The following is a 23,744-nucleotide window of genomic DNA, read 5'->3' as shown; positions in this document are numbered from 1 at the left end:
AGCAATGGCTATATCATCAGAGATGTAATTGCTCGATCACTGTTTCGGCAATCTTTTGGGTTTTCACAGTCTGGGTTTGATCAGAGTGGACAATAACCACCACTGGGCCCTTGCGGATTGCATACACTGCCGCATTCTCCGCTTGAGCGCGATACCCTTCCCACCCCGTCGGTTGGTTGGTGTGTTCAACATCGCCACCGCTGACGGAATTGTCTGAATTCTTTGTAATTGTTGCGGCATCATCCGTTGTTCCCGGATGAGTGATAGCGGTGCTGATCATATCGATAGCGGCTTGTTCATTTTTAGCTGTCCGAATGATTGTTTGCGCCTGAGGCGTATTTCCATACGAAAGCCATTGGCAGGCTGGGGGATTAAACCGCTTATCGATGGACACTCCGGTGACGCGTTGCCCGTTGAGGTCTGCCATGTTCTAGTTGGCCAAGTACGGGCACGGCGTCGAGTCTGAAGCGTCAGAGGAAGGGCGGGCATCGATGGGGAGGCCATCGGCAGCCACGTCGGCTAAGGCGTTAGAGCTGGCTGCAGAGCCATCTGATTCCGATCCGCTCGACCCGTCGTTGGAGCATGCAGCCAGTGATGTTGGGGTGATGGCGGCAAGAACGGTGGATATGGCCACGCGGGAGCTCTTGTGGCGTGTTAGGTGTCGTTTCATATGTTGATTGTGGTTCGTGTATTTGTTGCAGGCGTTATCGGAACCGAAATGTCGGAATCGATATGTCGTGAAAAAAGCGATGAACACCGCTGTGTGCGGTATCCATCGCGGGCAGGGTTTAATAACCGGAAACGGAATGTTTCGGTTTAGGAATCCTTGTTCACCGGGTGAGCACGATCGTAAGCCTCGATGATTTCTTTCTTAATCTGGCCACGAGGCGCAACGTGGTAGCCATTCTCATTGGCCCACTTACGGATTGCGCGGTTGCGAGCCTTGGTGGCCTCCGACGAAACATTGTTGCGGTACGAGGAACGACGACGTCCACGGCCGCTTTCTTTTGTTGCGGAGGAAATGAATGGCTCTAAAGCCTCGTGGAATTTACGGGCGTTGTCTTCCGAAACCTCCAGCATGTATGCAGTGCTGTCAACGCTGAAGTGGATTTCTGTTGCGTCGGACTCGGTAAGTTCGGTCCCGTCTAGGTCATCAAAAATCTGTGGAACGTATCGACGTGCCATTGTTATCTCCTTATATCAATCTTTTCTTATGGTGAGAGAAGTTAGCCGCGGTGAACTCTACGATCACACACTATGATTGAGCACTGTCACGCGGCATCGTACGACACGATGACATCAAATGGATGACATCAAATGGTCGTAACCATATGTCGATAACACCATATGCTACACCATTATGCGTATATATTCGGCGAAAGTCTACTCGTGCACATCATTAATTTCTCTATTTATTAGAAAGCTTCTTTTACAGCACTCAGCCAGTCCTGAACACTATTAATGTCGTAGCAACAGATATTCCTAAGACGATTTCTCACCACTGTGAATCAGTTTTTACTACGCGTTTACACAGGGTGTTTTGATCTGTTGGGCATAATCCCGATCCAACTGCCAGCAAAACATAAGGAAGGCAAAGAGCTTGTAATAGAAAAGTAGCCCCACCACGCCAGCCACTATCCTGCCCACAAAGAAAAACCTCCACAGGGTAGACGACCCTGCGGAGGGGGGAATGAGTGATGGGGATTAATGCGAGATCTTGTGGTGGATCTCCGGTTGCATGGCATCCAGCTCAGCCGATGCCTTCGATAGCGCACGGTTACGCTGCTGCTTCGGCATCTTCTCTGCGCTCTCAATGTTATTGAGCAGAAGATCGAGCCGCTTGTTGACATCCCTGGCGAAACCGGACGGGGCGTCCTTCGCCTGAACTCGCACATTCTCTACACGAGCTTTCAGCGGAGCACCGTCGCCGCGGAATCGAGACAAGTCCTGAGCAGACAGCCCCAGTTTCTTGGCTTTGTTCGCTACGCTTCGGCCTTCAACTCCATTGACCGCTCTGTAGATCAGGGGGATAACTACCGGAGCCGCCACGCGAAGAGCGCCAGCCCACTTTGCAGCCTTAGCGGGCGAGAAACTCCGTTCACGAATTTGCTGCACAGCGGCCTGTGCAAGGTCCTTTTCATGCTTGCGTTGGTCCTTGCGGTCCTTCGCATCCTGCTTCATGACCATTTTGGCGGTCTTGTTCAGATATTTCTCTTTTTTCGCGTTGAGCTTCTTTTCATCCTTAGCGCGGGACTTCGCCTGACGCTTCGCGATCTTTTCAGCTAATTTACGGTCGCGACGTTTTTGACGTGCTCGATTTAGTAATCCCATGATCCATCCTTGTTGAGTTCAGAGCTAATGCGCTGGCGCGTAACCGACCGGCGCTTGCTCTGCGCTACCGTGTTGGAATGCTCAGTAGTTCACGTAAATTTTAACTACTTCTATCGTCTTCTACTCTAACGGTTATCCTGCCATCGAGCGTTAATTGTGGTGCCCTCACCAGATTTTGCGCGAGCCCGCCTGAAATAATGAACCTAATGACTGCACCGAGACCCCATCCTGCGGATACTCCCGTAGAGGCTACAGAACTATCGGGATGTCGGTATCGCATTCGCCAACGCCGCACCTTCGATCGTGAAGGCCACCCTCGCCCACCGCGAGAAGCAGCTCGAGCACGTCAGGCCCGGTCAGAGCTCGAACGCACGCTGGTATTCGGGCAGCTGAGCGACGACGGAGCCACCGTGCCCGGCGTCGGCAATAAAAAATCACTCACGATGACGATCGCTGATTGTGTGCAGAAAGCTGGATCGACGGCCGATGCCGGATGGGCGACGGACGCCGGGAACCAAGCGGACCGCGATCAGGTGGGGACGCAACCCACATCCCAGGATCGTGACGAAATGTGGGATGCCCAGGAGTGTGCCACCCTGGAGGCCCTGGCTGAGGGCATACGAGTGATTATCAACCCGCGGCTCACGGCGCGAATAGCCATGGCAGAACTGCAGGGTGCGCGCCCCGGTGTGGACGTGGCTAACCCGTGGTGGTTGGCCGATCCTACCGATCCGGCGCTGAGTCCCACGGATGACATCATTATTCGTACCGCGCCTGACCTGCTGGTTCGGGTGGACTCATCGGCGCTTCCGCATGAGGCCCGCTACATGCCGGTCACCGTGAGCACGCACCAAGGCATCGTGCCGGACTCCACGCGGCGCATTATGTCGGTCTCCTTACCGAGGTTGGGCACATCGGCTCCCCTGTGGCGGTCGGGGCGGGCCAAAACGCACTCGGGAGACATTCATCCGCTGGTCGCGGCGCATTATGCTCTTCGCGACGTCGGATTGTCGTCGGATCTGATCGGGATTGTGGGGCAGGGGGCTCATGATGTCGCGGTGTGGCCCGTCGGCACGATGACCGACGGGTTTGTTGATGCAGTTCGAGTGCCTATCTCTACGCAGCCACGAAAAATTAAGGCTTGCAGCAGCTGCCGCTTTGAGAGCGATTGCCACGCAGAGCTGAAACAGATGGACGATATCAGCCTTGTTCTTCACGGGGCCCGGGCGGATAGATATCGCCTTGCTGGCATATCCACTGTTCATCAGCTTGCCGACGCTGACTGCGGCGACGCCAGCATCATGGCGTACGCGTACACGCAAGGGTGGACAGCGGTCCATCGCCCGGACAAGGTGCGGCAACGTCGGAATAGGGCGCATGGAAACACGGTGGATGAAAACACGTCGCGCGTAAATGGAGTACGGACGGACCTTGCACGCGGTGATGCCGACATTGTCCGCAGGGCAGACGTCGAAATCGATGTGGACATGGAAGCCTACCTCGAGCGCGGATGCTACTTGTGGGGGACTTGGGACGGAGCCACCTACCGGCCCTTTGTGACGTGGCAGCAGCTGAACTCTGATGCCGAAGCGCGGAATTTCGCCATGTTTTGGGCGTGGCTGATGGATCAGCGGGACCGCGCACACGCCCGGGGGCAGAGTTTCGCTGCCTACTGCTACGGGGCGCAAGGGGAGAACATGTGGCTCAAACGCTCTGCTCAGCGCTTTGGCGGACTCACCTTCAGCACGGCTTCCTCCGAAGCCCCGGCACCTGCACGCGCTACTGCACCCACAACAACCGTCACTGTCCCCACCGTCGCGGAGGTCAATCAATTCATCCGCTCGCCAGAATGGGTTGACGTGTATGCAGCCGTCAAAAGTGAACTCGTGGGGCCAGCAGGATTGGGCTTGAAAACTGTCGCACCACTGGCCGGTTTTCACTGGGAAGACGCCGACATGGACGGGGAAGCATCATTATCGGTGTTTATGCAGGCCAAAGGGGTCGATCCGTTAGCTCCCATCCCCACGGGAGTGACGAGCAAACACGACGCCCGCGCACTACTCCTCCGCTACAACAGGGATGACTGCCGCGCGACCGCCGTCGTCAGGAACTGGCTCACGGCAGGCGCGCCGGGCGCGCACACCATGCCCGCCCCACACGCTGCTCTTAACTGACCTTGATCTTGCCCATTGCGCCGCGTTCAGCGTCGGCAAACTGGTGATTAACCATCGTGTAGGTACCAGCCTCGGGGAAGTCGGCCTCCACAAAACCGCCCTGAGCGGCTAAAAGATCAAGCGCCTGAGAGCCGCCATCGTCGACACCGAAGGCGTCATGCCCATGCCGAAGAGTGTACGAGCCCTCCTTGAAGCTGGTATCAAACTGCGTACCCACAATGTGGAAGGACTCGGAAATATTCGGGCCTGCATTAAGCAACCAGAACCGTGCGCGCTCACCGTGCTTGAGCTCGAGAGGCTTTTGGACGTACTGGTTCTCGAGGCCGTTGAACACCACCTTGCTGGGCTGTTCGCTGTGGAGCAACGCGGAATCAACCGGATTGTCTTTGTCCTTACCCAGGCCATACAGCTCCGACTGAACCATGATGTATTCATGATCCACGGGGTCCAGGTCCGGCGGATCAATAATCACAGCACCGAACATTCCGGCAGCAATATGCATACTGATCGGGGCCGTACCGCAGTGATACAACCAGATCCCGGCGTGCTCGGCGCGGAATCGGTACTCCAGAGACTCACCAGGTTTGATGGACCGCATGGGCTTGTCTGGGCTCACCATGCCCGCGTGGAAATCAATCGAGTGACTAATAGAACCATCATTCGTCAGATGGACGACGAACTCATCGCCGACGTGACCACGCAGCACTGGCCCCATGGGCGCACCATTGAATGTCCACGACGCACGCTTCGTGCCGTCCTCGTGGATTGTCCGGTTAACCTGTGAGACCGTCAAATCAATATTGTGCGTTGTCCCCTCGGGTGCAGGGCCCACCGACGGATCACGAATGAACTCTGGTTTCAGCGGACTATCCGTATTCGTCGATGCTATAGAGTGCCCGCTGGCATGAACATCATCCTTATCCGACGCAGTATCGCCGCTGGAATCGCTATCGGTGGAGTTCGCTCCAGCGGAACCGTTTGAGCCGCCCTTGGTATTCACGGTCAGTTCCATACCGCGCATTTGATGGCCGGGGATGGTGCACCAACCTTTGGTCTTCTTCGTGATCACGCCCGACGTGAACGTTTTGCTCTCTCCGGGGTCTACTTTCCCCGTTTCGCTGCCATCGGCGAGTTTGAGGTCGTGGACTTGGTCGCCGTCGTTCTTTAAGGTCACTTTGAGACGATCACCAGCGGGAACGTCAATGGAATTCGGGCTAAAGGACATGCCTTTGGCCGTCACGGTGACCGACGTCGTATGCCCGGTTGCTGCGACAGCGGAGCCCCCGGAATTGTCCGACGAACCATTGCCACTACCGGTTATGGCAAGAGTCGCACACGCAATGAGGGCGATCGCAGACATCGTGGCCGCAACCTGAGCAAGCGGCGACCGTGAATGCGGCGGGTTTGGGGGAATTATACGGGCATCGTCGGCAGGCGAAGTAGACGAAGCAGACGACGTTGTCTGCTCCTCAGCTTTTTTCCGACGTGCTGCAGCCTGTGTACGAATCGCCTTAACCTGGTTTTTAGCCGACACGGCCGCCAACGGGATAAACATCGCCAAGCCAATACCCGCAGCAAATGAGCCCACAATGTGAAGCCACCCGCCCACGGGAAGAACCCACAGGGTCAAGCCGACGTTCACCATCGTCGTCCGCGCAGGCTCTATGAAATCCAGCGTCGCAAGCCCCTGTGACACGGCCTTACCGCCACCTCCCATCGTCGAGGGAAGCAGGTAGCACATCACACCGATGAGTAATTGTGCGCCGAAACCAACCACCAGAGGCACTGTCGGCGTCGAAATAATCTCGTCCGGGTTCAGGATCTGGCTGATCCCCGCGGCCAGCATTGTGCCAATGACCCAAAGAACTGCGAACACCACTGACGAGCGGGCGAAAATCGCAGGTGGCTCGTGGGAAATGCGCCGGGAATTCCGGACGATGCCCGCCCACGGGCGTGCGCACAGGATCCAGCCCGCCCCGTAGACCACCATGCCGATGCCGACGAGCTCGAAGCGTCCGGAAATCGTGCCGATGCTCAGGACCAGGATGCCGCCCAACATCGTGGCGAGCGTTGGAGTAGGGCGAAATGCCGACACGCGCGCACGCCAAATAGCTGGGAAAAGAATGGTCAGCGTGCCCGCTGCGGTTAGTCCGACGAAGCCAAGGACGTTAACCGCCATGTGCATCACAATCAGTCGGTCATGCCACGCCCCGGGAAGGGGATGGGCCAGTGTTGCGCCTAAGCCCGCGCCGATGGGCAAGATTAACGACGCTGCAATGTAGAACATGACGATCGCTGCGTAATCTCCCAGTTCAGTGCCAGATTTCGCAGCACCGCGACGTGCTTTCACCCATTGCAAAATGAGCGATATCGCGTGGATCGCCACGGCCACTCCAACGATGACAGCTCCCACAGTGACGACGATCCACGCCCACCCCTGAGTGCCGCGTGCAGCATCGTTAAAAGCCTGTCCAATGACGCAGAAGATAACGCCCACATTGAGGGCATAAATTAAGGCTACCTGCCTCGGCCTGGAGGAGTCTGGGAGCCGCTGGTGGAGGAACTTCTCGGTGAAGTGCTGCGACCACACCATAATCGAGTTCATCAGCGCGCCGAGAGTGAAGAAATGCACCATCATCCAGCGGTTATTCGGTACAAACGGGTGCGCCAGTGCGAGGACGATGATGGCGGCGAGCCACAAGCTCACGGGGCGGGAGGCGCGTCGGTGCCAGGACCGCGCTGATGTCTTCGAGGATGATGACTCGCGCGACCGGTTGGAAGCAGACCCGTGGGGCCGCCCGGGGAAGACCCGCCCAGAGGACTTGTTATCGGCGGAGTGAGAAGAACGAGCCGAACCATCGGGGGAGACAGGGAGAGATTCATCGCGGGAACTCATAGTGATTTCTACGCTATTCCACACCGAGGGCAAACGGGAAAATAGGCATCGAAAATGTGCATATAATCATGGTTCGAGCGGTCCGGAAGACATGGCATTCCCACGGGGGCACGGGTGGAAACGACCAGCCCTTTCGAACACCATCACTTCGGTCTACCCTGTGCTCATGGGATTTCTTTTTGACACACGGCCCACACCAACAAGCACCGTGAACAGGGAAGATGCGCTTCCCGGACGCGATGAATCTATCCTGCCGCACCCCAAACCGCACACAGCTCGGGGAACACCCATCGATGGGCCCTGGAAAGACGGGCAGCGGAGCGTAGTCGTGGGGCTCGGATGCTTCTGGGGAGCCGAAAAGCTCTTCTGGTCCATGGACGGTGTCGAAAGCACGGCGGTCGGTTACGCCGGTGGCTACACGCCGAACCCGACCTACCAGGAAGTATGCACAGGCCGGACCGGCCACGCCGAAACTGTCCGCGTCATCTATGACCCGCAGAAGGTGTCATTCGAGGATCTCATCCGCACATTTTTCGAGGCGCACGACCCCACGCAGGGCTTCCGCCAGGGGAACGATGTGGGCACCCAGTACCGCTCCGTAATCTACGCACAGACCGACGATGAAGTGCAGAAAGCTCGTGAAATAGCGGAGTCCTTCGCCCGCTCGCTGGCCGACGCCGGCTACGGGGACATCAACACCGACATTTCTTTGCTCAGCGACACACCGACGAAGACGATGTACCTCGCTGAAGACGAGCACCAACAGTACCTGGATAAAAATCCCAACGGCTACTGCCCGGTCCACTCAACGGGAGTCGCGTGCCGGTGACGGCGTCGCCCGCGTCGATGGGGTGGTCCGCGCGATAAACAGTGCAATCACCGTCGCTATGGCCAACCCGGCGAGCAACCACACGACGAGCCCACCCCACTCCCACGAGTGGAGAACATGGCCGGAAAGCCAGCCCACAATCGACGATCCCATGTAATAGCAGAATAAATACATTGACGATGCTTCCGCCCGGTTGGAGGTGGCAACCACCCCGACCCAGCCCGACGCCACAGAATGGGCCGCGAAGAAACACGCCGTGAACAGCAAAATCCCAAGAATGCTGCTGATGAGCTCGGGGGAAAACAGCACAGCCATGCCGATCATCATGCCGACGATCGACCCGACGAGGACACGCGCTCGCCCGAACTTGTGAACCATCGTCCCGGCCTGCGTCGCACTCCACGTTCCGGAGAGATAGAGGAAGAAAATAGCGCCGGCAACGCCCTCGTTGAGGCCAAAATGCCCTGTCAAACGGTAGCCAACATAGTCATACAGCGACACGAAAGCGCCCATAAAAGGGAAAGCAAGGGTGAACAGCGCACTCAAGCGCGGGTTTTTCATGTGCTGGGCGATAGCGCTGAACTCGGAACGAAACGTCAGGCGCTTGGGCTGAAAACGCTGTTGATCAGGAAGCGCCCATGACGTGATGAACGCGAAAATAATGGCTACCGCCACGGTGGCCGCGAGAGCCCACCGCCATGACGCAAACTCAAGCACGCCAGAAGGGATAACGCGGCCGGACAGACCGCCCACGGACGTCCCCGCCACATAGAGCCCCATCACTTGAGGAACATATTTCGGGTGAATCTCCTCCGACAGGTACGCCATCGCCGTCGCCGGAACCCCCGCAACAGCGATGCCCTGCAGTCCATGCAGGATAATCAGCATGCCGACCGACGTCGATAAGGGAAGAAGACCTAGCAACGTGGCCGATAGGGCGCTGAGCATGATGACGCGGTTGCGCCCGAAGCACTCTGAAATGATCGACGCCGGAATGATGGACAGCCCGAGCATCCCCGTCGTCGCGGAAACGGTTAATGATGCTGTTGCCGGTGTGACGTGGAGGTCCTCAGACAGGACGGGGAGGAGAGCCTGCGTGCAGTACAGGGCGTTGAACGATGCCAACCCAGCGCCCACCATCGCCAAGATGACTTTGCGGTACATGGGCGACTGCGGGGTATACCCGTCAGGTAAGCCCTGAGTGGCCATAGTGTGACACCTGATTTCCCGGCTCGACGCTAGATTACCGAATGAGAAGAAGAGACACCCGCGGGTGCCTCTTCTTATAGCGCTATGTACCGTGGCTGCCTATTTAGTGTCGCCACGTGTGCGGCCGGTTATCTGGCCACAGGGTTTTATTTGGACTTTGCCCGTGCGTAGCGTTCTGCAACATCCTCCCAATTGAACACGTTCCACACTGCCTTGACGTAGTCAGCCTTGACATTCTTGTACTGCAGGTAGAAAGCGTGCTCCCACATATCCAGCATCAGCAGCGGGGTGAAGTCAACGGAGACATTGCCCTGTTGGTCGGTCAGCTGCTCGATAATGAGGCGGCCAGCGATGTGGTCGTAGCCGAGGACGGCCCAGCCGGAGCCCTGAAGACCGGTAGCAGCAGCGGAGAAGTGGTCCTTGAACTTTTCGAAGGAACCGAAGTCGCGGTTGATAGCCTCAGCCAGCTCTCCGGTCGGCTCGCCGCCCCCATTCGGGGAAAGGTTCTTCCAGAAGATGGAGTGGTTGGTGTGACCACCAAGGTTGAAGGCGAGGTTCTTGGAGAGTGCGCGAATCTCGTTAGCATCTGCCCCTTCTTCGCGGGCCTTCTCTAGCTTCTCCAGCGCAGCGTTGGCGCCAGCAACGTAGGTTGCGTGGTGCTTGTCGTGGTGAAGCTGCATAATCTCGCCGGAGATGTGAGGCTCGAGAGCATCGTAATCGTAGGGGAGATCAGGAAGTTCGTACACAGCCATTTCAATACCTTTCGTTAGTAGCTAACACGCGCCGCTAAAACATGGCGCACTGTGATTTTTTCAACATTGTGACTCGCACAACTAATTTGCGCTTGAAACCCAGTGTTGTGGAAGCTCCGGGCTTTCGCAACCTTTAACGTGAAGAAATTTCTCTTTATTCCGAAATAGATGGGATAAATGGGCGCAGGTCGGGGGCGTAAGAGATTAAAAACCCCTATTAATCAGGATGAATTCATAGGATTGAGGTAGTTTGTGAGTGTGTGGCCGGCTGTGCCCTAAAAAGGGGGAGCGGTGGCACAGAGTGCTCATGCCTAAACAAAAGAAACCCATATTCAATCAATCAGAACCGGGGTTAAATGTTTGATTGCTTGTCAAAACACTAGCATATTCGGGCAAAACCGGGCACAATAACACTGAAGAATAAATCACGGCACATACGCGCCGTCGCACCATCTTTTCCAGATCTCATTCCTTGGAGGAATTCTCATGGCAGATCAAGAACACCGCCGCCTTGGTAACAAAATCGTTCTTATCGGCGCTGGCGACGTCGGAATCGCCTACGCCTTCGCCCTTATTAACCAGGGTGTGTGCGACGAACTGGCCATTATCGACATCGACGAAAAGAAGACCGCCGGCAACGTCATGGACCTCAACCACGGCGTCGTGTGGGCATCCAGCCCGACCAACGTTAAGGTCGGCACCTACGACGATTGCGCCGACGCCGCCATGGTCGTCGTCTGCGCTGGCGCTGCACAGAAGCCAGGTGAAACCCGCCTGCAGCTCGTCGACAAGAATATTAAAATCCTGAACAGCATCATTGGCGATGTCATGAGGCACAATTTCGACGGCATCTTCCTCATTGCGTCGAACCCTGTCGATATCCTGACCTACGCCACCTGGAAGATTTCCGGCCTGCCGAAGGAACGCGTGATCGGTTCGGGCACGGTTCTGGACTCCGCACGCTTCCGCTCCATGCTGGGCGACATGTATGACGTTGCCCCGAGCTCCATCCACGCCTACATCATCGGTGAGCACGGCGACTCGGAGCTTCCGGTGTTGTCGTCGTCGACCGTCGGCGGTGTGTCGATGCGCAAGAAGCTTGAGAAGGACCCTGAGCTGCACGGACGCTTGGAGAAAGTCTTCGAAGAGACCCGCGACGCCGCCTACACCATTATCGACGCTAAGGGCTCGACCTCATTCGGTATCGGCATGGGCCTGGCTCGGATCACGCGGGCTGTCCTGCAGAACCAGAACGTCGTCCTTCCTGTCTCTGCATACCTGCAGGGTGAATATGGTGAAGACGACATCTACATCGGCACCCCGGCTCTCGTGAACCGCGGCGGAATCCACCGCGTTGTTGAGCTGGAGCTCGATGACCACGAAGCTGAGCAGATGAAGGCATCAGTTGCGCAGTTGCGTGAAATCAAAGACCGCTTCTACGGCCCGAATGCCGATCAGGAAGCAACGAAGTAGTATTCGGTCGTACGAGAAATCCGCCGCTCCGGAGGGTACATAGTGGAACAGAATGGTCATAACGGTGAACTCAACGATGCCAGCACGTCAGGGGCGTCGTCGTCGAAGGCAACTACGACAAATTCAGCGACGACCTCACTGAATGAGTTGATCCGTGGTGTCGATAGCCTCCTGACCATGCTCAGCGAGGTTGACCAGGATAAACGCGACCGTATCGACGCCGCAGACGCGGAACACCGTGAGGGGGTTCGCAATGTGCAGCACTTCGCGCGCCTCCAGGCTGATGATGCGCACCACATTGTTGCCCAGCTGCGGGGGTCGGGATTCGTGTATCTGACCAGGCACCCGTTGCCGACCAACTCCGCGCGGCGAAAACTCTGCTGCAGAACCTGGGTGGACAGTCCAGTGATGACGGTGGTGCCGAGGGAGAGTCCTACGACATCACCCGTTTAGCTGCAGCGATAGAGCGTTCCCAGGAGCAATTAGCGTCCAACAGCTCTGCTCTGTTGGGTGAGCCCCGGGATGGCATGCCGAGCTGCGTTATGGTGACTCTCCCCACTGAGGCAGCCGACGATCCCGACCTTGCCCAGTCCTTCGCCGACGCGGGGATGGACATCGCCCGGATCAACTGCGCGCACGATACTCCCGAAGCCCGGCGCGCAATGGCAGCGAACGTCCGTGCCGCCAGCGCACGCGTCGGCCGCGACATCAAAATCTCTATGGACCTGCCGGGTCCGAAACTGCGGGTTGGGGCTATCGAACCCGGCCCGCGGATCGCGCGTACCCGCGTGACCAGGACGAAGACCGGGCGGATCCTGACTCCCTCCAAGTTGTGGATCACCCCGTTCGACCACAATGCCACAACCCCGGCACCCGTGCCGGAGGGCCTTCCTGGCCGGCCGACGTTGGCCATCCAGGTCGATCCGGAGTGGCTGCAGACGGTCAACGAGGGCGATGAGCTATCCATGCTGGACGCTCGCGGATCCAAGCGCTATATGACCGTGCACAAGGTCACCGATGAGGGAGTCCTGGCCTACGGGCGTCAGAACGTCTATTTGGCCAATGGCAGCCTGGTCGCATGCCAATACATCAAGACTCGAATCCACGGGATCGGGCGCTCTGAACAGCGTGTTCACGTCGACGTTGGGTCACGCCTGACGCTGACCAGCGACCCCACACCCACCGACCCGACGGACGATATCCCCGCCGTCAACTGTGGCGAGCCACAAGCTATCCGCAGCCTGGACGTCGGATCCACCGTCCTTTTCGACGACGCGAAAATCGAGTGCGAAGTCACCTCCGTCACCCGCGCCGGTGAGAAGGACGCCGAGGGCAACACCGCGGAGTACGATTCCGCGGAACTCGTCGCCGTTCACACCCGTGAAGGCGGGAAAAACCTGCGTGAAGGGCGCGGCATTCACTTCCCCGGCGTCCACGTTCCGCTCCCCGCTATGACCGACGAAGACCGCGCCATCCTCCCGGAAATCGTTCGCACGGCAGACATCATTGCGCCGAGCTACGTCCGCTCCGCCGAGGACCTCACCGAAATTCTCGACGCCATCGAGAAAGAAATCGACGTAGCAGCGTTGGAAAGCGAATCTAGCAGCGCAGATGCCACGGATACCGCTGGCGATAGCGAAGACCCTGCCACAGTTAGCGCGCGCATCCGGAACCTTGGCGTTATGCTGAAGATCGAATCCGAAGAATGCTACAACGACCTACCCAATGTGGTGACCGAACTGCTCCGTCACAGGAACTCGGGCGTCATGATTGCTCGTGGTGACCTCGCGATGGAACTCGGCTTCAGCCGCATGTCCGAAGCCCGCGAACAGATCATGGACGTGGCGAATGCTGCTCACATTCCCACCATCTTCGCGACGCAAGTCCTCGAAACCATGGCGAAATCCGGGCTGCCCTCACGCGCAGAGATCACCGATGCGGACGTTGCGCTGCGTACCCAAGGCGTCATGCTGAACAAGGGAACGCACATTCCGGATGCCATTAACATCCTCAACAGGATCGGTCAAGCGCTCAACACCAGTGACAATTCTCTAGATTTACGAAGCCGAGGACGGGCCTAATGAGCACACGGCTGGCTCGGCGGAAAGAAAGAGAACCGATGGAGATCATCGCCCACCGCGGAGCCAGCTGCGACCACCCCGAACAGACACTCGCTGCCTACGATGCCGCGCTCTCCGAGGGAGCCGACGGCATAGAATGCGATATCCGCCTCACAAAAGACGGACACCTCGTATGCTCACACGACCGGACATTCGAACGCGTTGCGGGAGATAAACGCCCCATTGCTGAACTCACCCGCGATGACCTCCCCAGTATCAACGTGGGCACCGCTGCGGAGCCGCAACAACCGTTGCTCTTCAGTACGCTCTTGGACTTGGTTGAGGGGACAGACTGTGGACTGTTTGTCGAAACGAAGCACCCGTCGGTATATGGTGGCCAGTTAGAAAAGACACTGGTCTCGGTGCTTCGTGATCGAGGGCAGGTCGACAATCCCCGGTTACACGTCATCTCATTTTCAGCCATGTCGCTTGCGAGAATGCGGCATCTCGAGCCCTCTGTGCACCGGATTCTGTTGCGACGCGAAATCCAACGCCCGCTAGGCCCCATTCTTTGGCGGATGGATATTCCGCAGGCGTATGGCCCGTCCATTATCAACGTGAAACTGCGTCCGGGGCTCATACGGCGTGGCGACGGCTGCTACACGTGGACCGTCAACACGCGAAATGACGTTATGTGGGCAGCTCAGCACGGGATTGACTGGTTGGCGACTGACAAACCACGCCAGGCGCGCGAGTGGATGGATGAAGCGTCTGCACAGGCTGAGTATCCGGCGGCGAGCTGAGGGAGGACATCGTCCTGCGGGGAAAGCCGGGTCTAGGAACTCCCGATCTGCTGCTACAAACTGGCTAGCTGGGGGAGTGGGCAGGTAGCCTAGGCCAGGTGTCAAGGAAGAAAAAGAAGAATGAGAATCTGCCCGAAGGAATGACCCGCCGTCAAGCGAAACTGGCTAAGCGGGCCGCTGAACGTGCAGCACTAGAGCGTGACCCGCGACCATTCGGGGGTTTTGCTTCGGAAGCAGATCTTATTGCCATGCAGGAATTCGCCCCATCGGCCCGGGCGAAAATCGCAGTGAAGGGCGTCGATTACCCCGTCTACCTCGTGACCGTCCTGCCCGGAGCGACCGCCGCCATCGTGCGCGACACCGACGGTGACACTCCCCCTACCGCGTTCGTTGCACTTCAATGCCAGCATCGCGGACCGAACCCCCACAAAGATTTAGCGCAGACCCTCGCGTGGTTGCAAACCGCTCAAACAGGGCAAACGCTGGGAACGTCCATTGCCGACGGCACTGAGCCGGAGCTGAGCGAGCTGATGGACCCCACTCAGAAGCTCGACGTACAGGTCGAGAAAGACTTCGACTGGTGGCTCCCGGAAGGTCAAACCATCGATCCTGCCATGCAGCAAAACATGAAGCAGGTGAACGAGTCGATGCTTCCGACCGAAAGAATCGACGTCTCCGCGCCGGGAGCGGTCTGGTGGACCGATGGCGGCGACAAAGGCTACATCCGGTGGATCCGACAGGACGACGAGGACGCGTTATTCACCGCGCTGGCACGCTTGTACGCTGCAGGAGACTTGACACTGGGAGAAGGCACACGTTTTGCCGGGGCGTTCCGCACCCACGGTGTTGCGGTGCCCGTCTTTGACGTTGACCCCACGGTGACGGCGCAAGAATTCCAGGAGCCTATTCAGCAATTGGCTGTTGCGCTGGAAAAGGTGTTGGCCGTGGACACCCCGTTGACTGCTGACGAACGCAAGGCGCGGGATACAATCCGTTCCCGCCAAGTGACTATTCGGTAGACGGCTAGCGCAACGACTTGAATAGCTCTTGTGCTCCGTCGTCGTCCCACACATCGACGTCCCCGACATCTGTGGACTCATAGGATGCGATGGGGATCGTTTCGGTACGCGGCGACATGCCCAACCCGATGCCCAAACGCGCGAGATTCCACACGTGATCGTGCTTGTCCACTGTGAAAGAATCCGCCATACGGCTGACAAACGGGAAAAAGCGGAACGGGTTGAGGAACGTGGTGGGGGATAGCGCCTTCTTCACTAGCGCGGCGAGGAACGTCCGCTGGTTCCTGGCACGGCCGATGTCGCCGTCGTCCATCGAATGCCGTGACCGAACGAAGCCCAGGGCGGTGGGGCCATCAAGTTTTTGGCACCCCGGCTGCAGATTAATCCCAGCGAGAGGATCATCCATGGGCTGCTCGACGCAGATTTTGACGCCGCCCACAGCATCGACCACCCCGGCGAACCCACCGAAGCCGATTTCCGCATAGTGGTCAATGCGCAGACCAGTGGCCTGTTCCACCGTCTGTTGTAGCAGCTGCGGGCCGCCCAGCGCATACGAAGCGTTAACCTTGTCCTTCCCGTGACCGGGCACATCGACGTACGAATCGCGGGGGATGGACACCATCGTCGCTTTCCCCACGAAGGGAATATGCACCAGGATGATGGAATCTGTGCGCCCGCCGCCCGTATCGCCGCCGGTAGACAGCTCAGCTTGCTGATCCTCAGAGAGGCCGTCACGTGAATCAGAGCCGACGAGCAGCCAGTTCGTTCCCGAGCCGCCGCTGGGCCGTCCGCCATAATTGGCCAGAGCGTCAACTCGATGTAGCCGAAGATCGACCCATACCATCGTCCCGAGTGCGACAAGTATGAGGACGCCCAGTAGTGCTCCTAGCTTGTGTCCCCACCCGGACAATCGCCACCGACGTCCACGGCTTGTGGCAGACGAAAGCCATCGATGCCCTCGGGTTGGGCCGGATGGGCGGCTCTTCTCGGACGGGCGGCTGCCGGCGGGAGGATAACTGGGCGCGCCGGTGCGTCGGTTATGCTCCTCGATCCCGCGAGGAGGCAACGGTTGAGAGTATCGACGGGAGCTCGAAGCGTACTGCCCGGAACATTGTTCATCACGGCGGCGTGGTGATTGAGGGGAATCGGTTCGCTCCGACTGCTCGCTTTGGTATCTCGCACGGGACGACGCAGGCCCCGGTTGCGCACGAAAGTGCTGGTATTCGTGCTTCTCGTGCCGCGCAGGAGAGCTCCCCCCGGAGTAGTCGACGCGGGACCCGTCGGCCCGGCTGCTGCCAGTACGCCTACTGTTTGCTTCGTGACGGTAACCCCCACCATCAGCACCGTTGCTCGAAGCTGCAGTGTTTTTCCCCGACCGGCGTCGGATAGGTCGCCCGTAGCGGTCGACGATCGGGCGGCCATCAGGGCCGCGGAGGTAATCGTCATCGCTAGTGGTATTCATGTGAATAATGTTACTGGGTGTGGCGTCGGCGCACGTGGTGGCGTCCACCCGATGCCCGCGGAGCATCCGTCACAACAGGTAGTGGCGCGGTCACATCATTGCGATACCTGTGGGACAGCGACGGCCCCGATGACCGCAGCCGTTCGTCGTCACGGTCATGTGCCTGTTGCCACTGTGTGATGCGCGACCGTGTGCGTGGTGGAAGAACCGAGCCGGGCAGAAGGGCCATGATGCACATCAGCAGAATGAGCCCAATGAGGGCAATTAAGCCGCCGGACTGAACATGTACCCTAGCCTGGGCAGGGGAATTCATCACATCAGAGAGAGGCGGGACGAAGAACAGGCTCAAACCGATGGTGAGAAAACCGGCCAGGCGACGACGTTCCGCCAGGACTATGGACCCGAAGGCGGGGAGTATCGCAACCTGGAAATAGTGGGTCCACACCAGCCCAGAGCAAGCCGTCGCGATGCTGGTAATTCCCACCATGAACAGCGGGAACGCATATTCCCGACGCACATACGCGGCCGCGAGAACCAGGATGGCCAGCAAAGCTGCCATGATGAGTGGAACCACCACAACCCAGGTGGGGGGATTCCGGATAATAGGAACCAAGATATTGGTGTCGTCGCGAAGATGACTTCTCAACATAATCGACGCGAAACTTTGACTCTCCACCGCAACGATGCGGGCGGATGATAGATCGTGAATGACACGGTACCAGGTGCGGAATACATCCGCCCCCAGCGTGACCAGCGACATGAGGAACGCCACCACAGTGGTGAAGACGGCGACTCCGCCTGTACGGCGTGACCGACGGAAAAGGAACATCGGGGCGATCAGAGCGAAAGGACTGAGCTTTACGACGCTGACCAAGCCCAGCACAATGCCCGCCGAGCGAGGACGAGTGCGTGCAGCGGCAATCGCGTAGGCAATGGCCGCGTAGATCAGGGGGCTTGTTTGGCCCAGACAAATAGCCATGGAAAATGGCGCTGACACCCAGGCCACGACAACGACGGGTAGCAGAAGAACGAGTGGGATCGGCCGCCCCACCCAGATGCGATAGGCGCAGGCGACAGTGATCACCATGGCCCAGCCGGAGAAGAACCCCAGCGCGAGCGTCGAAAAGTCGTAGCTCATGATGCGAGTAATGAGGCTCATTACTTCTGCCACGATCGGCGCCTGAATAAATGGGTGAGGCAAGGGGGATGTGACGTGCTCATTGGCAAATGGTGCCCAGTACTCCCCGTCCCAGCGCGCAAAATCCTGATGGTTGTAATCGTAAATATGGTTCTTATCGCCTTGCGCGACGAGTTTGCCGGCGATCCACAGTGAGGACCAATCATCTGTCTGCCGGTGGGAGTTCCACGCTAAGACAGTGACAAGGCCGGAGAGCACCGCAACGATATGGCCCATTCTGCCGACGATGTGGCCACGCTGACGTGGCGATGAACCGGAGATGAAGGTGGAATGGGGCGCGTTAGCGTGGGCGAACCAGCGGGCGACTGCGGAACGTGCGCCCGCTCGCGGGGTGGAGCTCCTAGCTATGGGTGTGCTGGTGCGTCTCCTTGCAGATGCCCCTGCGTCCCACGGCGCCCGGAACTCCGGTGCGGAGTTGGGGAGCCCAGCGCTAGCCGCCCGACGTGCGGGTACCACAACAGCGGCTGCCAGCAAGAACAGCATGACAATCGTCGCCATCAATGCCCCGCCGGGGACATAAAAGCCTGTTTGAGCAAAGTAGCGGTTATCGTGCTGCGACGAAATAACGTCGGAAAGCGGAGGGAAATAGAGGACACTGACCATCGCAATGCACGCCACCGCCCACCTGCGGCGAGCGGTCAGCGCGAACACACCGAAGGCCGGCAACACAACGATGATGAAATAGTGCGTCCACACGAATCCGGAGAAACACGTGGCCACGCACATGGCGCCCACCATGATGATCTCGAAGGCCCGCCCGCGACAGCGGTAGGCCGCGATGCCCAAGGCCAGGGCAATCACGGCGGCCAGCATCATCGGTGTGACCACCATCCAGCCGGGCGTGTCCTGGATAATCGGCGCGCTCGCGGGTCCCTCGTCGATAAGATGGCGCTTCATGATTGACACGAAGGTCTGGCTCGTCGGCGCGATCAGTTTGTACGTGGAGAACATGTGAATCCGCGCACGCCAGATTTCGTGCAGTGGCCACCCCACGGTTAGTACGGAGAAGCCGAAGCAGAGGGCCGTTGTTGCGATAGCGATGAGCGACGTTCGACGTGACCGACGGAACAGCAGCATCAGCGGAATGAGAGCCAGCGGCGTGAGCTTAATGACGCTAACGACCCCTAGTGCGATGCCCGCTGACCAGGGACGACGGCGCGCTGCCGCGATGCTATACGCAATGCCAGCGGTGACCAAGGGCGTCGTTTGTCCCAATGTGATCGACCACTGGAATGGGGTGGAAAGCCACACCACCAGCGTGACGCCGACCAACACGCCCATGGGGATCGGGCGGTGAAACCACACATAAAATGCGATGGCCACCAGCACGACCAGCGCCCACCCAGACGCCACCGTCAAGAAGAACACCGATGTATGGAATGACATTACGAGTGTCAGGGCCTCGGCCATTTGAGCAACGAACGGTGCCTGAACAAACGGATGTGGTGAGGCTGATGTGACATCTTGCTGCGCGAATGGCTGCCAGAAAGGGCCTGCCCAGGCAGCAAAATCATCAGGGGCGTAGTCGTAGATGTGCGGATCATCGCCCTGGCGGAGGAGCTTGCCGGCGATCCACAATGCGGCCCAGTCGCCGTTCTCGCGTGGGCCGTGCCAGATTAATTGTGTCAGGAGCCCCACGAGGAGGCCCAACACGTGGGCCGGCCACCCGATGATTATGGCCGAGCTGCTATTTGAACCGCGGCTCTGTGTTCTGCTTAGTGCTTTACGGGCACGGCCGGTACCAAACCGGCTAGCACTCCGAAGCGACAAAGCAGGCACAAAATTTCCTTCCGACAAAAGTATCGCTTACCAGTGATAACGCTGGCAGCACCCCGGCGACGGCAGGGGACGTTCCGGCCTAGCGACTGACGCTCAGGCTCTGGGACTGCGATCATTCGGTTCACTCCCATCTGGGCCCGTGAATATGCAGGTGACGCAGCTACAGGTGAAAACCAAGCGTTGAGTATATCGGAACGCGTGGGGCTAGAGTTACACGGCCTAGTGTGGGCACATTATCTACAGCCCCAGCCACGGCAGATGGCCGGCTAATAGCGCTGCGCCCACAAAAGCCATGCAGTCAATAACCGCGTGAGCAATGACCAGCGGCCACACACGGCCTGTACGCTCAAAATACGTCCCAAAAATCAGGCCCATGATCGCGTTCCCCACGCCCGCGCTCGGGCCCTGGTACACGTGATATAGGCCTCTCAACAGCGCCGACACCACCACGCGTGGCGCCCCCGACACACCACACTGAGTCAAGCGGGTTTGCAGCCACCCCACGACGACCACTTCCTCGGCCCAGGCCGTCGCGCACGCGGAAATGACCAGCAACACGTACGACCACCAGGCGCGGACCCCCGCCGCAGGATCAACCGTCGCCGACAAACCCCACGCGCGAGCAAAGCCATAAAAGCACAGCCCGGGCAGACCAATCGCCGCAGCGGCCGCCAGCCCGTGCCACACGTCGGACAGTCCGGACCACCGCAAAAACCGCAGAGGATTCGTCGTCACGGGATGAACCCACAACATATACACAGCCAGCGCGCCCCAGGCCACCAAGGTCTCCGCCGACAACACCTGCAGCGACATATCAAGCCACGCCGCTGGCGCCTGCGACGGATTCAACTGCGCGGTCTGCCCCTTCAACGGCGTCGGGGAGGCCAGGGCCTCCACCAGGCGCAACGTTGTCCGCAGCCCTGACATACCAAATGTCACGGCCAGGACAATGACGATTTCCCAGCGCAGCGTCGCGGTGACACTACTTTTCGACGATGAGCCCGACACCAAGAACCTCCCACGGCGACACACGATCCCCCACAGCGCCCACGTGCACACTCACCGGCCACCCGTGCCACGGTCCCTCAATCGCCGTCGTCACGACGGGGACGGAAAGCCCAGACCAGCCCGTCAAATTCCACAACGTACACCACGGGGTCCACGCGGTTTGGGCCGCGAAATCTTCCTCCGGAGGCAAGGTCGCGAACGTGCCCACCGGCGGAGGCGGATACGCAATGATCGGGTTCAGCACAAGATCTACATTCGCCGCATCAGACCATTGGCTGAGCACCAGATCCGGGAGCTCCCGAAGTCGGGCCAGCGTATCCTCATACTGCTCGGCTGTGATCGTCGTGCCCAGGTCACGGAAATACGTGCTCAACGGGGACAACGCGCCATCAAGATTCCTGCACCGGTAGGCCAGCACGATACGCAGCAGCTCGATCGTCTCCGGCGGATATGGGCTGGTCACGGGGACAACATCGTGCCCCGCCGCCCTCACGCGATCGGCCGCGATTCGAAGAGCGCCCGTCATCAGGGAATTCGGCGCCGGACGAGGCGCAGGGTGCGGCGCATTCTGGCCCGCACTATGCAGCGGTTTCGTTAAAATTCCCACACGTAGACGTTGAGAAGGAACACTCACATTCGGCGTCCCCGGAACCCACTGGGTGCGGGTCACCCGCGGTTGACCAGGGAAAGTAATTAGCGACGACGCTACCGCGACATCCGCGACCGTGCGCGCGAGAAAACCATCCGCGCGCAGCTGCCCATCGATTGGATCGTGCGGAGGCTTAAACCCGACGATCCCGCAACACGCAGCGGGAACGCGGATCGAGCCGCCGCCATCGCTCCCATGCGCCACCGGGACGATACCGCGCGCAACCAACGCTGCCGCCCCTCCCGACGAGCCACCTGGCGTGCGACCGGGCAAGGTCGGGTTAACAACCGTTGGCAGATGGGTCGGTTCCGTATAGCACGATAGGCCCAGCTCAGAGGTCGCTGACGCTCCGAAAATGGTGGCGCCCGCGCCCAATAACGCGTCCGCCACGGGGTCGTTCTTGTCCGGCACAGACACTCGGTCGGCCGAACCTTGCGTGCAGGGAACCCCCCGCACAGGGAGCAAATCCTTAATCGGAATAGGTAAGCCGGCGAACGGGCCGCTACTGCGCTGAGCGCTCGGGTACGTCACGGGAATCTCGTCCAGGGCAAAACCCAGCTCTTGTGTGCTTAGCCCGGTTGACTCCCGGGCGGTCTGCACACGGTCCCGCGCGAAGCCCGCCAGCACGTCCGGGGAAAGATGCTGGTCACGACTATGCTGGTCAGAAGGTGTACCGGCCTCCTGAGTTCCGACGCGACGACGCCCACCGCGCACCATAGCGAGGATATCGGCCAAAGGGGCGTCCAGCACGTCGTGGAAATCCATACCTGACAGCCTACGGGGAGGCGGATACGGTTGCGCCACCACCACCTTGTCTATCTGATTTCTTGATTCCCGGTGGTTTAGGGTTGAAGAGAACACCACAACATAGGCAGGTGGAATGAGTAGCGAGCAGTCAAAAAGCGTGGTAACGAATCAAACCAGTCACACACCCGAGACATCCGAGCGGGACATTCCCGTCGTCGCATTTCTCGGACCCTCAGGGACGTTTACGGAAATGGCCATGCTGGAATTCGCCGGCCGTGGGTGGTGCGACACGCCGCCCCAGGGCGCAAGGACGGGGGCTGCTGGGCTAGAAAGCAGCGGCGTGAAAGCCACCGAGCCCATCACCGCACACGGTCACCGCATAGTTCCGCTCCCCGTCGATTCGCCTCAACACGCTGTTGACGCCGTTATTCGTGGCCGCGCCGATTGGGCGTGCGTTGCCATTGAAAGCTCAGTTGAAGGCCCTGTCACCAGGACTTTCGATGCGCTCGCAGGATCTCACCCGTTGCAGATCTACCGTGAAATCGCCATCCCGATCGCCTTCTCTATCCTCGTCCGGCCGGGCACCCGCCCCCAGGACATCGCCACCTGGAGTGCCCACCCTGTTGCCCGTCCCCAGTTGACATCGTGGGTTGATGACCACCTTCCGCCGGCCGAGTTCGTTGCCGCCCACTCCAACGCGGCAGCTGCAGAGATGGTTGCTCGAGGAGAGGTCGACGCCGCCGCAGCGCCTGCTCGCGCCGGGCAGCTGTATGGCTTGGACTCACTAGCCGATGGCGTTGCCGACGTTGCCGGCGCGCAGACTCGCTTCGTGTTGGTGGGAAAGCCGGGCAAACCCACAGCTCACACGGGTCGTGATCGCACGTCGGTCGTCTTTAACGTCCGCAATGAACCGGGTGCGCTGGCTCGGACGCTGACGGTGGTGTCGTCGAATGGTGTGGATTTGACGCGCATCGAGTCCCGCCCCACGCGGAAAGCGCTGGGAGAATACCGCTTTTATATGGACATGAGCGGGCATATCTCCGATCCACATGTGGCAACGGCTTTGCAGCATTTGCATAGAACGGTCCAGGTGCTGCGCTTCCTCGGCTCATGGCCGATCGACGACGGACCCCACGTGGCGACGACGTCGGGCCAAACGGTTGCGTCCGATACTGTAACCGCGTCCGATGTTGTGGCTCCGTCGTCGACAATGAGCCCGGATAAACCGTCGACGGCAACTCCCGATGAGTGGTTCACCGCGCAGGAGTGGATTGCTCATCGGGCGGAAGGGACCGCCCCGGATACAGATGTCCTGTGGTAGAGCGATACAACGCTGGGTCGTCGGCACGGCGGCA

At 59.2% G+C, this 23,744-nt stretch carries 20 protein-coding genes; 8 read left to right on the top strand and 12 right to left on the bottom strand.

Annotation, left to right across the window (positions count from 1 at the left end):
• Positions 1-16 precede the first annotated feature (16 nt).
• The 4 genes from ACWORE_RS07355 to ACWORE_RS07340 form a co-directional block, all read right to left on the bottom strand.
• Positions 17-427: a DUF2020 domain-containing protein gene (locus ACWORE_RS07355; RefSeq protein WP_455303312.1), complete on the bottom strand. Its 411-nt coding sequence runs from the start codon at positions 425-427 to the stop codon at positions 17-19.
• 3 nt (positions 428-430) lie between these two features.
• Entirely contained in the window at positions 431-670 is a 240-nt protein-coding gene (locus ACWORE_RS07350) for a hypothetical protein (protein WP_455303311.1), read from the bottom strand.
• Between the two features lie 146 nt (positions 671-816).
• The gene (locus ACWORE_RS07345) at positions 817-1,185 is read right to left on the bottom strand and encodes a histone-like nucleoid-structuring protein Lsr2 (RefSeq protein WP_455303309.1); all 369 of its coding nucleotides are present in this window, start codon (positions 1,183-1,185) and stop codon (positions 817-819) included.
• A gap of 519 nt (positions 1,186-1,704) precedes the next feature.
• Positions 1,705-2,331 carry a DUF6474 family protein gene (locus ACWORE_RS07340; RefSeq protein WP_455303308.1) on the bottom strand — a complete coding sequence of 209 codons (627 nt, stop codon included), beginning with the start codon at positions 2,329-2,331 and terminating at the stop codon, positions 1,705-1,707.
• Between the two features lie 206 nt (positions 2,332-2,537).
• Here ACWORE_RS07340 and ACWORE_RS07335 point away from each other — a divergent pair, with 206 nt between their 5' ends.
• The gene (locus ACWORE_RS07335) at positions 2,538-4,505 is read left to right on the top strand and encodes a ribonuclease H-like domain-containing protein (RefSeq protein ID WP_406605381.1); all 1,968 of its coding nucleotides are present in this window, start codon (positions 2,538-2,540) and stop codon (positions 4,503-4,505) included.
• Here the strand turns inward: ACWORE_RS07335 and ACWORE_RS07330 are convergent.
• Positions 4,498-7,401, bottom strand: coding sequence for a multicopper oxidase domain-containing protein (locus tag ACWORE_RS07330; protein WP_455303307.1), 2,904 nt, complete (start codon positions 7,399-7,401; stop codon positions 4,498-4,500). The two genes, ACWORE_RS07335 and ACWORE_RS07330, sit on opposite strands and share 8 nt — an antisense overlap.
• Before the next feature lie 166 nt (positions 7,402-7,567).
• Here ACWORE_RS07330 and msrA point away from each other — a divergent pair, with 166 nt between their 5' ends.
• Positions 7,568-8,230, top strand: a complete 663-nt coding sequence (msrA, locus tag ACWORE_RS07325; protein ID WP_455303306.1) for a peptide-methionine (S)-S-oxide reductase MsrA — start codon at positions 7,568-7,570, stop codon at positions 8,228-8,230.
• Here msrA and ACWORE_RS07320 read toward each other — a convergent pair.
• Positions 8,207-9,439: an MFS transporter gene (locus ACWORE_RS07320; RefSeq protein WP_455303305.1), complete on the bottom strand. Its 1,233-nt coding sequence runs from the start codon at positions 9,437-9,439 to the stop codon at positions 8,207-8,209. The genes msrA and ACWORE_RS07320 overlap by 24 nt on opposite strands.
• A gap of 146 nt (positions 9,440-9,585) precedes the next feature.
• Positions 9,586-10,191, bottom strand: coding sequence for a superoxide dismutase (locus ACWORE_RS07315; RefSeq protein WP_455303304.1), 606 nt, complete (start codon positions 10,189-10,191; stop codon positions 9,586-9,588).
• Positions 10,192-10,677: 486 nt separating this feature from the next.
• Between ACWORE_RS07315 and ACWORE_RS07310 the strand changes: the two genes are divergently transcribed.
• From ACWORE_RS07310 to ACWORE_RS07290, 5 genes are all read left to right on the top strand, one after another.
• Complete coding sequence (locus tag ACWORE_RS07310) at positions 10,678-11,664, top strand: L-lactate dehydrogenase (protein WP_296136789.1); 987 nt, start codon at positions 10,678-10,680, stop codon at positions 11,662-11,664.
• Between the two features lie 42 nt (positions 11,665-11,706).
• Positions 11,707-12,117, top strand: coding sequence for a hypothetical protein (locus tag ACWORE_RS07305; RefSeq protein ID WP_455303303.1), 411 nt, complete (start codon positions 11,707-11,709; stop codon positions 12,115-12,117).
• Entirely contained in the window at positions 12,042-13,745 is a 1,704-nt protein-coding gene (locus ACWORE_RS07300) for a pyruvate kinase (protein ID WP_455303366.1), read from the top strand. Before ACWORE_RS07305 ends, ACWORE_RS07300 begins: the two co-directional genes overlap by 76 nt.
• On the top strand, positions 13,745-14,527 hold the full coding sequence (locus ACWORE_RS07295) for a glycerophosphodiester phosphodiesterase (RefSeq protein ID WP_406605387.1): 783 nt from the start codon (positions 13,745-13,747) through the stop codon (positions 14,525-14,527). Before ACWORE_RS07300 ends, ACWORE_RS07295 begins: the two co-directional genes overlap by 1 nt.
• A gap of 98 nt (positions 14,528-14,625) precedes the next feature.
• The gene (locus ACWORE_RS07290; RefSeq protein WP_455303302.1) at positions 14,626-15,546 is read left to right on the top strand and encodes a DUF5926 family protein; all 921 of its coding nucleotides are present in this window, start codon (positions 14,626-14,628) and stop codon (positions 15,544-15,546) included.
• Between the two features lie 4 nt (positions 15,547-15,550).
• Here the strand turns inward: ACWORE_RS07290 and ACWORE_RS07285 are convergent, their stop codons facing one another.
• From ACWORE_RS07285 to ACWORE_RS07265, 5 genes are all read right to left on the bottom strand, one after another.
• Entirely contained in the window at positions 15,551-16,456 is a 906-nt protein-coding gene (locus tag ACWORE_RS07285; protein WP_406605388.1) for an LCP family protein, read from the bottom strand.
• On the bottom strand, positions 16,432-16,992 hold the full coding sequence (locus ACWORE_RS07280) for a hypothetical protein (RefSeq protein WP_406605389.1): 561 nt from the start codon (positions 16,990-16,992) through the stop codon (positions 16,432-16,434). The genes ACWORE_RS07285 and ACWORE_RS07280 overlap by 25 nt, the downstream gene beginning before the upstream one ends.
• Positions 16,993-17,018: 26 nt before the next feature.
• Entirely contained in the window at positions 17,019-19,985 is a 2,967-nt protein-coding gene (locus ACWORE_RS07275; protein WP_455303301.1) for a glycosyltransferase family 87 protein, read from the bottom strand.
• 237 nt (positions 19,986-20,222) lie between these two features.
• Positions 20,223-20,912, bottom strand: a complete 690-nt coding sequence (locus ACWORE_RS07270) for a CPBP family intramembrane glutamic endopeptidase (protein WP_455303365.1) — start codon at positions 20,910-20,912, stop codon at positions 20,223-20,225.
• A 55-nt stretch (positions 20,913-20,967) separates the two neighbouring features.
• The gene (locus tag ACWORE_RS07265) at positions 20,968-22,407 is read right to left on the bottom strand and encodes an amidase (RefSeq protein WP_455303300.1); all 1,440 of its coding nucleotides are present in this window, start codon (positions 22,405-22,407) and stop codon (positions 20,968-20,970) included.
• Between the two features lie 115 nt (positions 22,408-22,522).
• On the opposite strand from ACWORE_RS07265, the gene pheA reads away from it, so the two are divergent.
• Positions 22,523-23,710, top strand: a complete 1,188-nt coding sequence (gene pheA, locus ACWORE_RS07260; protein ID WP_455303299.1) for a prephenate dehydratase — start codon at positions 22,523-22,525, stop codon at positions 23,708-23,710.
• The last annotated feature ends 34 nt before the right edge of the window (positions 23,711-23,744 follow it).

Source organism: Corynebacterium sp. c7Ub_26 (genome assembly GCF_053760365.1).
The sequence above is the reverse complement of the archived record's forward strand: the minus strand, read 5'-3'. Positions and strand labels throughout refer to the sequence as shown.

Coding starts and splice junctions, on each gene's coding strand:
- ACWORE_RS07355 (WP_455303312.1), bottom strand. CDS start 427: ATGGCAGACCTCAACGGGCAACGCGTCACCGGAGTGTCCATCGATAAG.
- ACWORE_RS07350 (WP_455303311.1), bottom strand. CDS start 670: ATGAAACGACACCTAACACGCCACAAGAGCTCCCGCGTGGCCATATCC.
- ACWORE_RS07345 (WP_455303309.1), bottom strand. CDS start 1,185: ATGGCACGTCGATACGTTCCACAGATTTTTGATGACCTAGACGGGACC.
- ACWORE_RS07340 (WP_455303308.1), bottom strand. CDS start 2,331: ATGGGATTACTAAATCGAGCACGTCAAAAACGTCGCGACCGTAAATTA.
- ACWORE_RS07335 (WP_406605381.1), top strand. CDS start 2,538: ATGACTGCACCGAGACCCCATCCTGCGGATACTCCCGTAGAGGCTACA.
- ACWORE_RS07330 (WP_455303307.1), bottom strand. CDS start 7,401: ATGAGTTCCCGCGATGAATCTCTCCCTGTCTCCCCCGATGGTTCGGCT.
- msrA (WP_455303306.1), top strand. CDS start 7,568: ATGGGATTTCTTTTTGACACACGGCCCACACCAACAAGCACCGTGAAC.
- ACWORE_RS07320 (WP_455303305.1), bottom strand. CDS start 9,439: ATGGCCACTCAGGGCTTACCTGACGGGTATACCCCGCAGTCGCCCATG.
- ACWORE_RS07315 (WP_455303304.1), bottom strand. CDS start 10,191: ATGGCTGTGTACGAACTTCCTGATCTCCCCTACGATTACGATGCTCTC.
- ACWORE_RS07310 (WP_296136789.1), top strand. CDS start 10,678: ATGGCAGATCAAGAACACCGCCGCCTTGGTAACAAAATCGTTCTTATC.
- ACWORE_RS07295 (WP_406605387.1), top strand. CDS start 13,745: ATGAGCACACGGCTGGCTCGGCGGAAAGAAAGAGAACCGATGGAGATC.
- ACWORE_RS07280 (WP_406605389.1), bottom strand. CDS start 16,992: ATGACGATTACCTCCGCGGCCCTGATGGCCGCCCGATCGTCGACCGCT.
- ACWORE_RS07270 (WP_455303365.1), bottom strand. CDS start 20,912: ATGTCAGGGCTGCGGACAACGTTGCGCCTGGTGGAGGCCCTGGCCTCC.
- ACWORE_RS07265 (WP_455303300.1), bottom strand. CDS start 22,407: ATGGATTTCCACGACGTGCTGGACGCCCCTTTGGCCGATATCCTCGCT.
- pheA (WP_455303299.1), top strand. CDS start 22,523: ATGAGTAGCGAGCAGTCAAAAAGCGTGGTAACGAATCAAACCAGTCAC.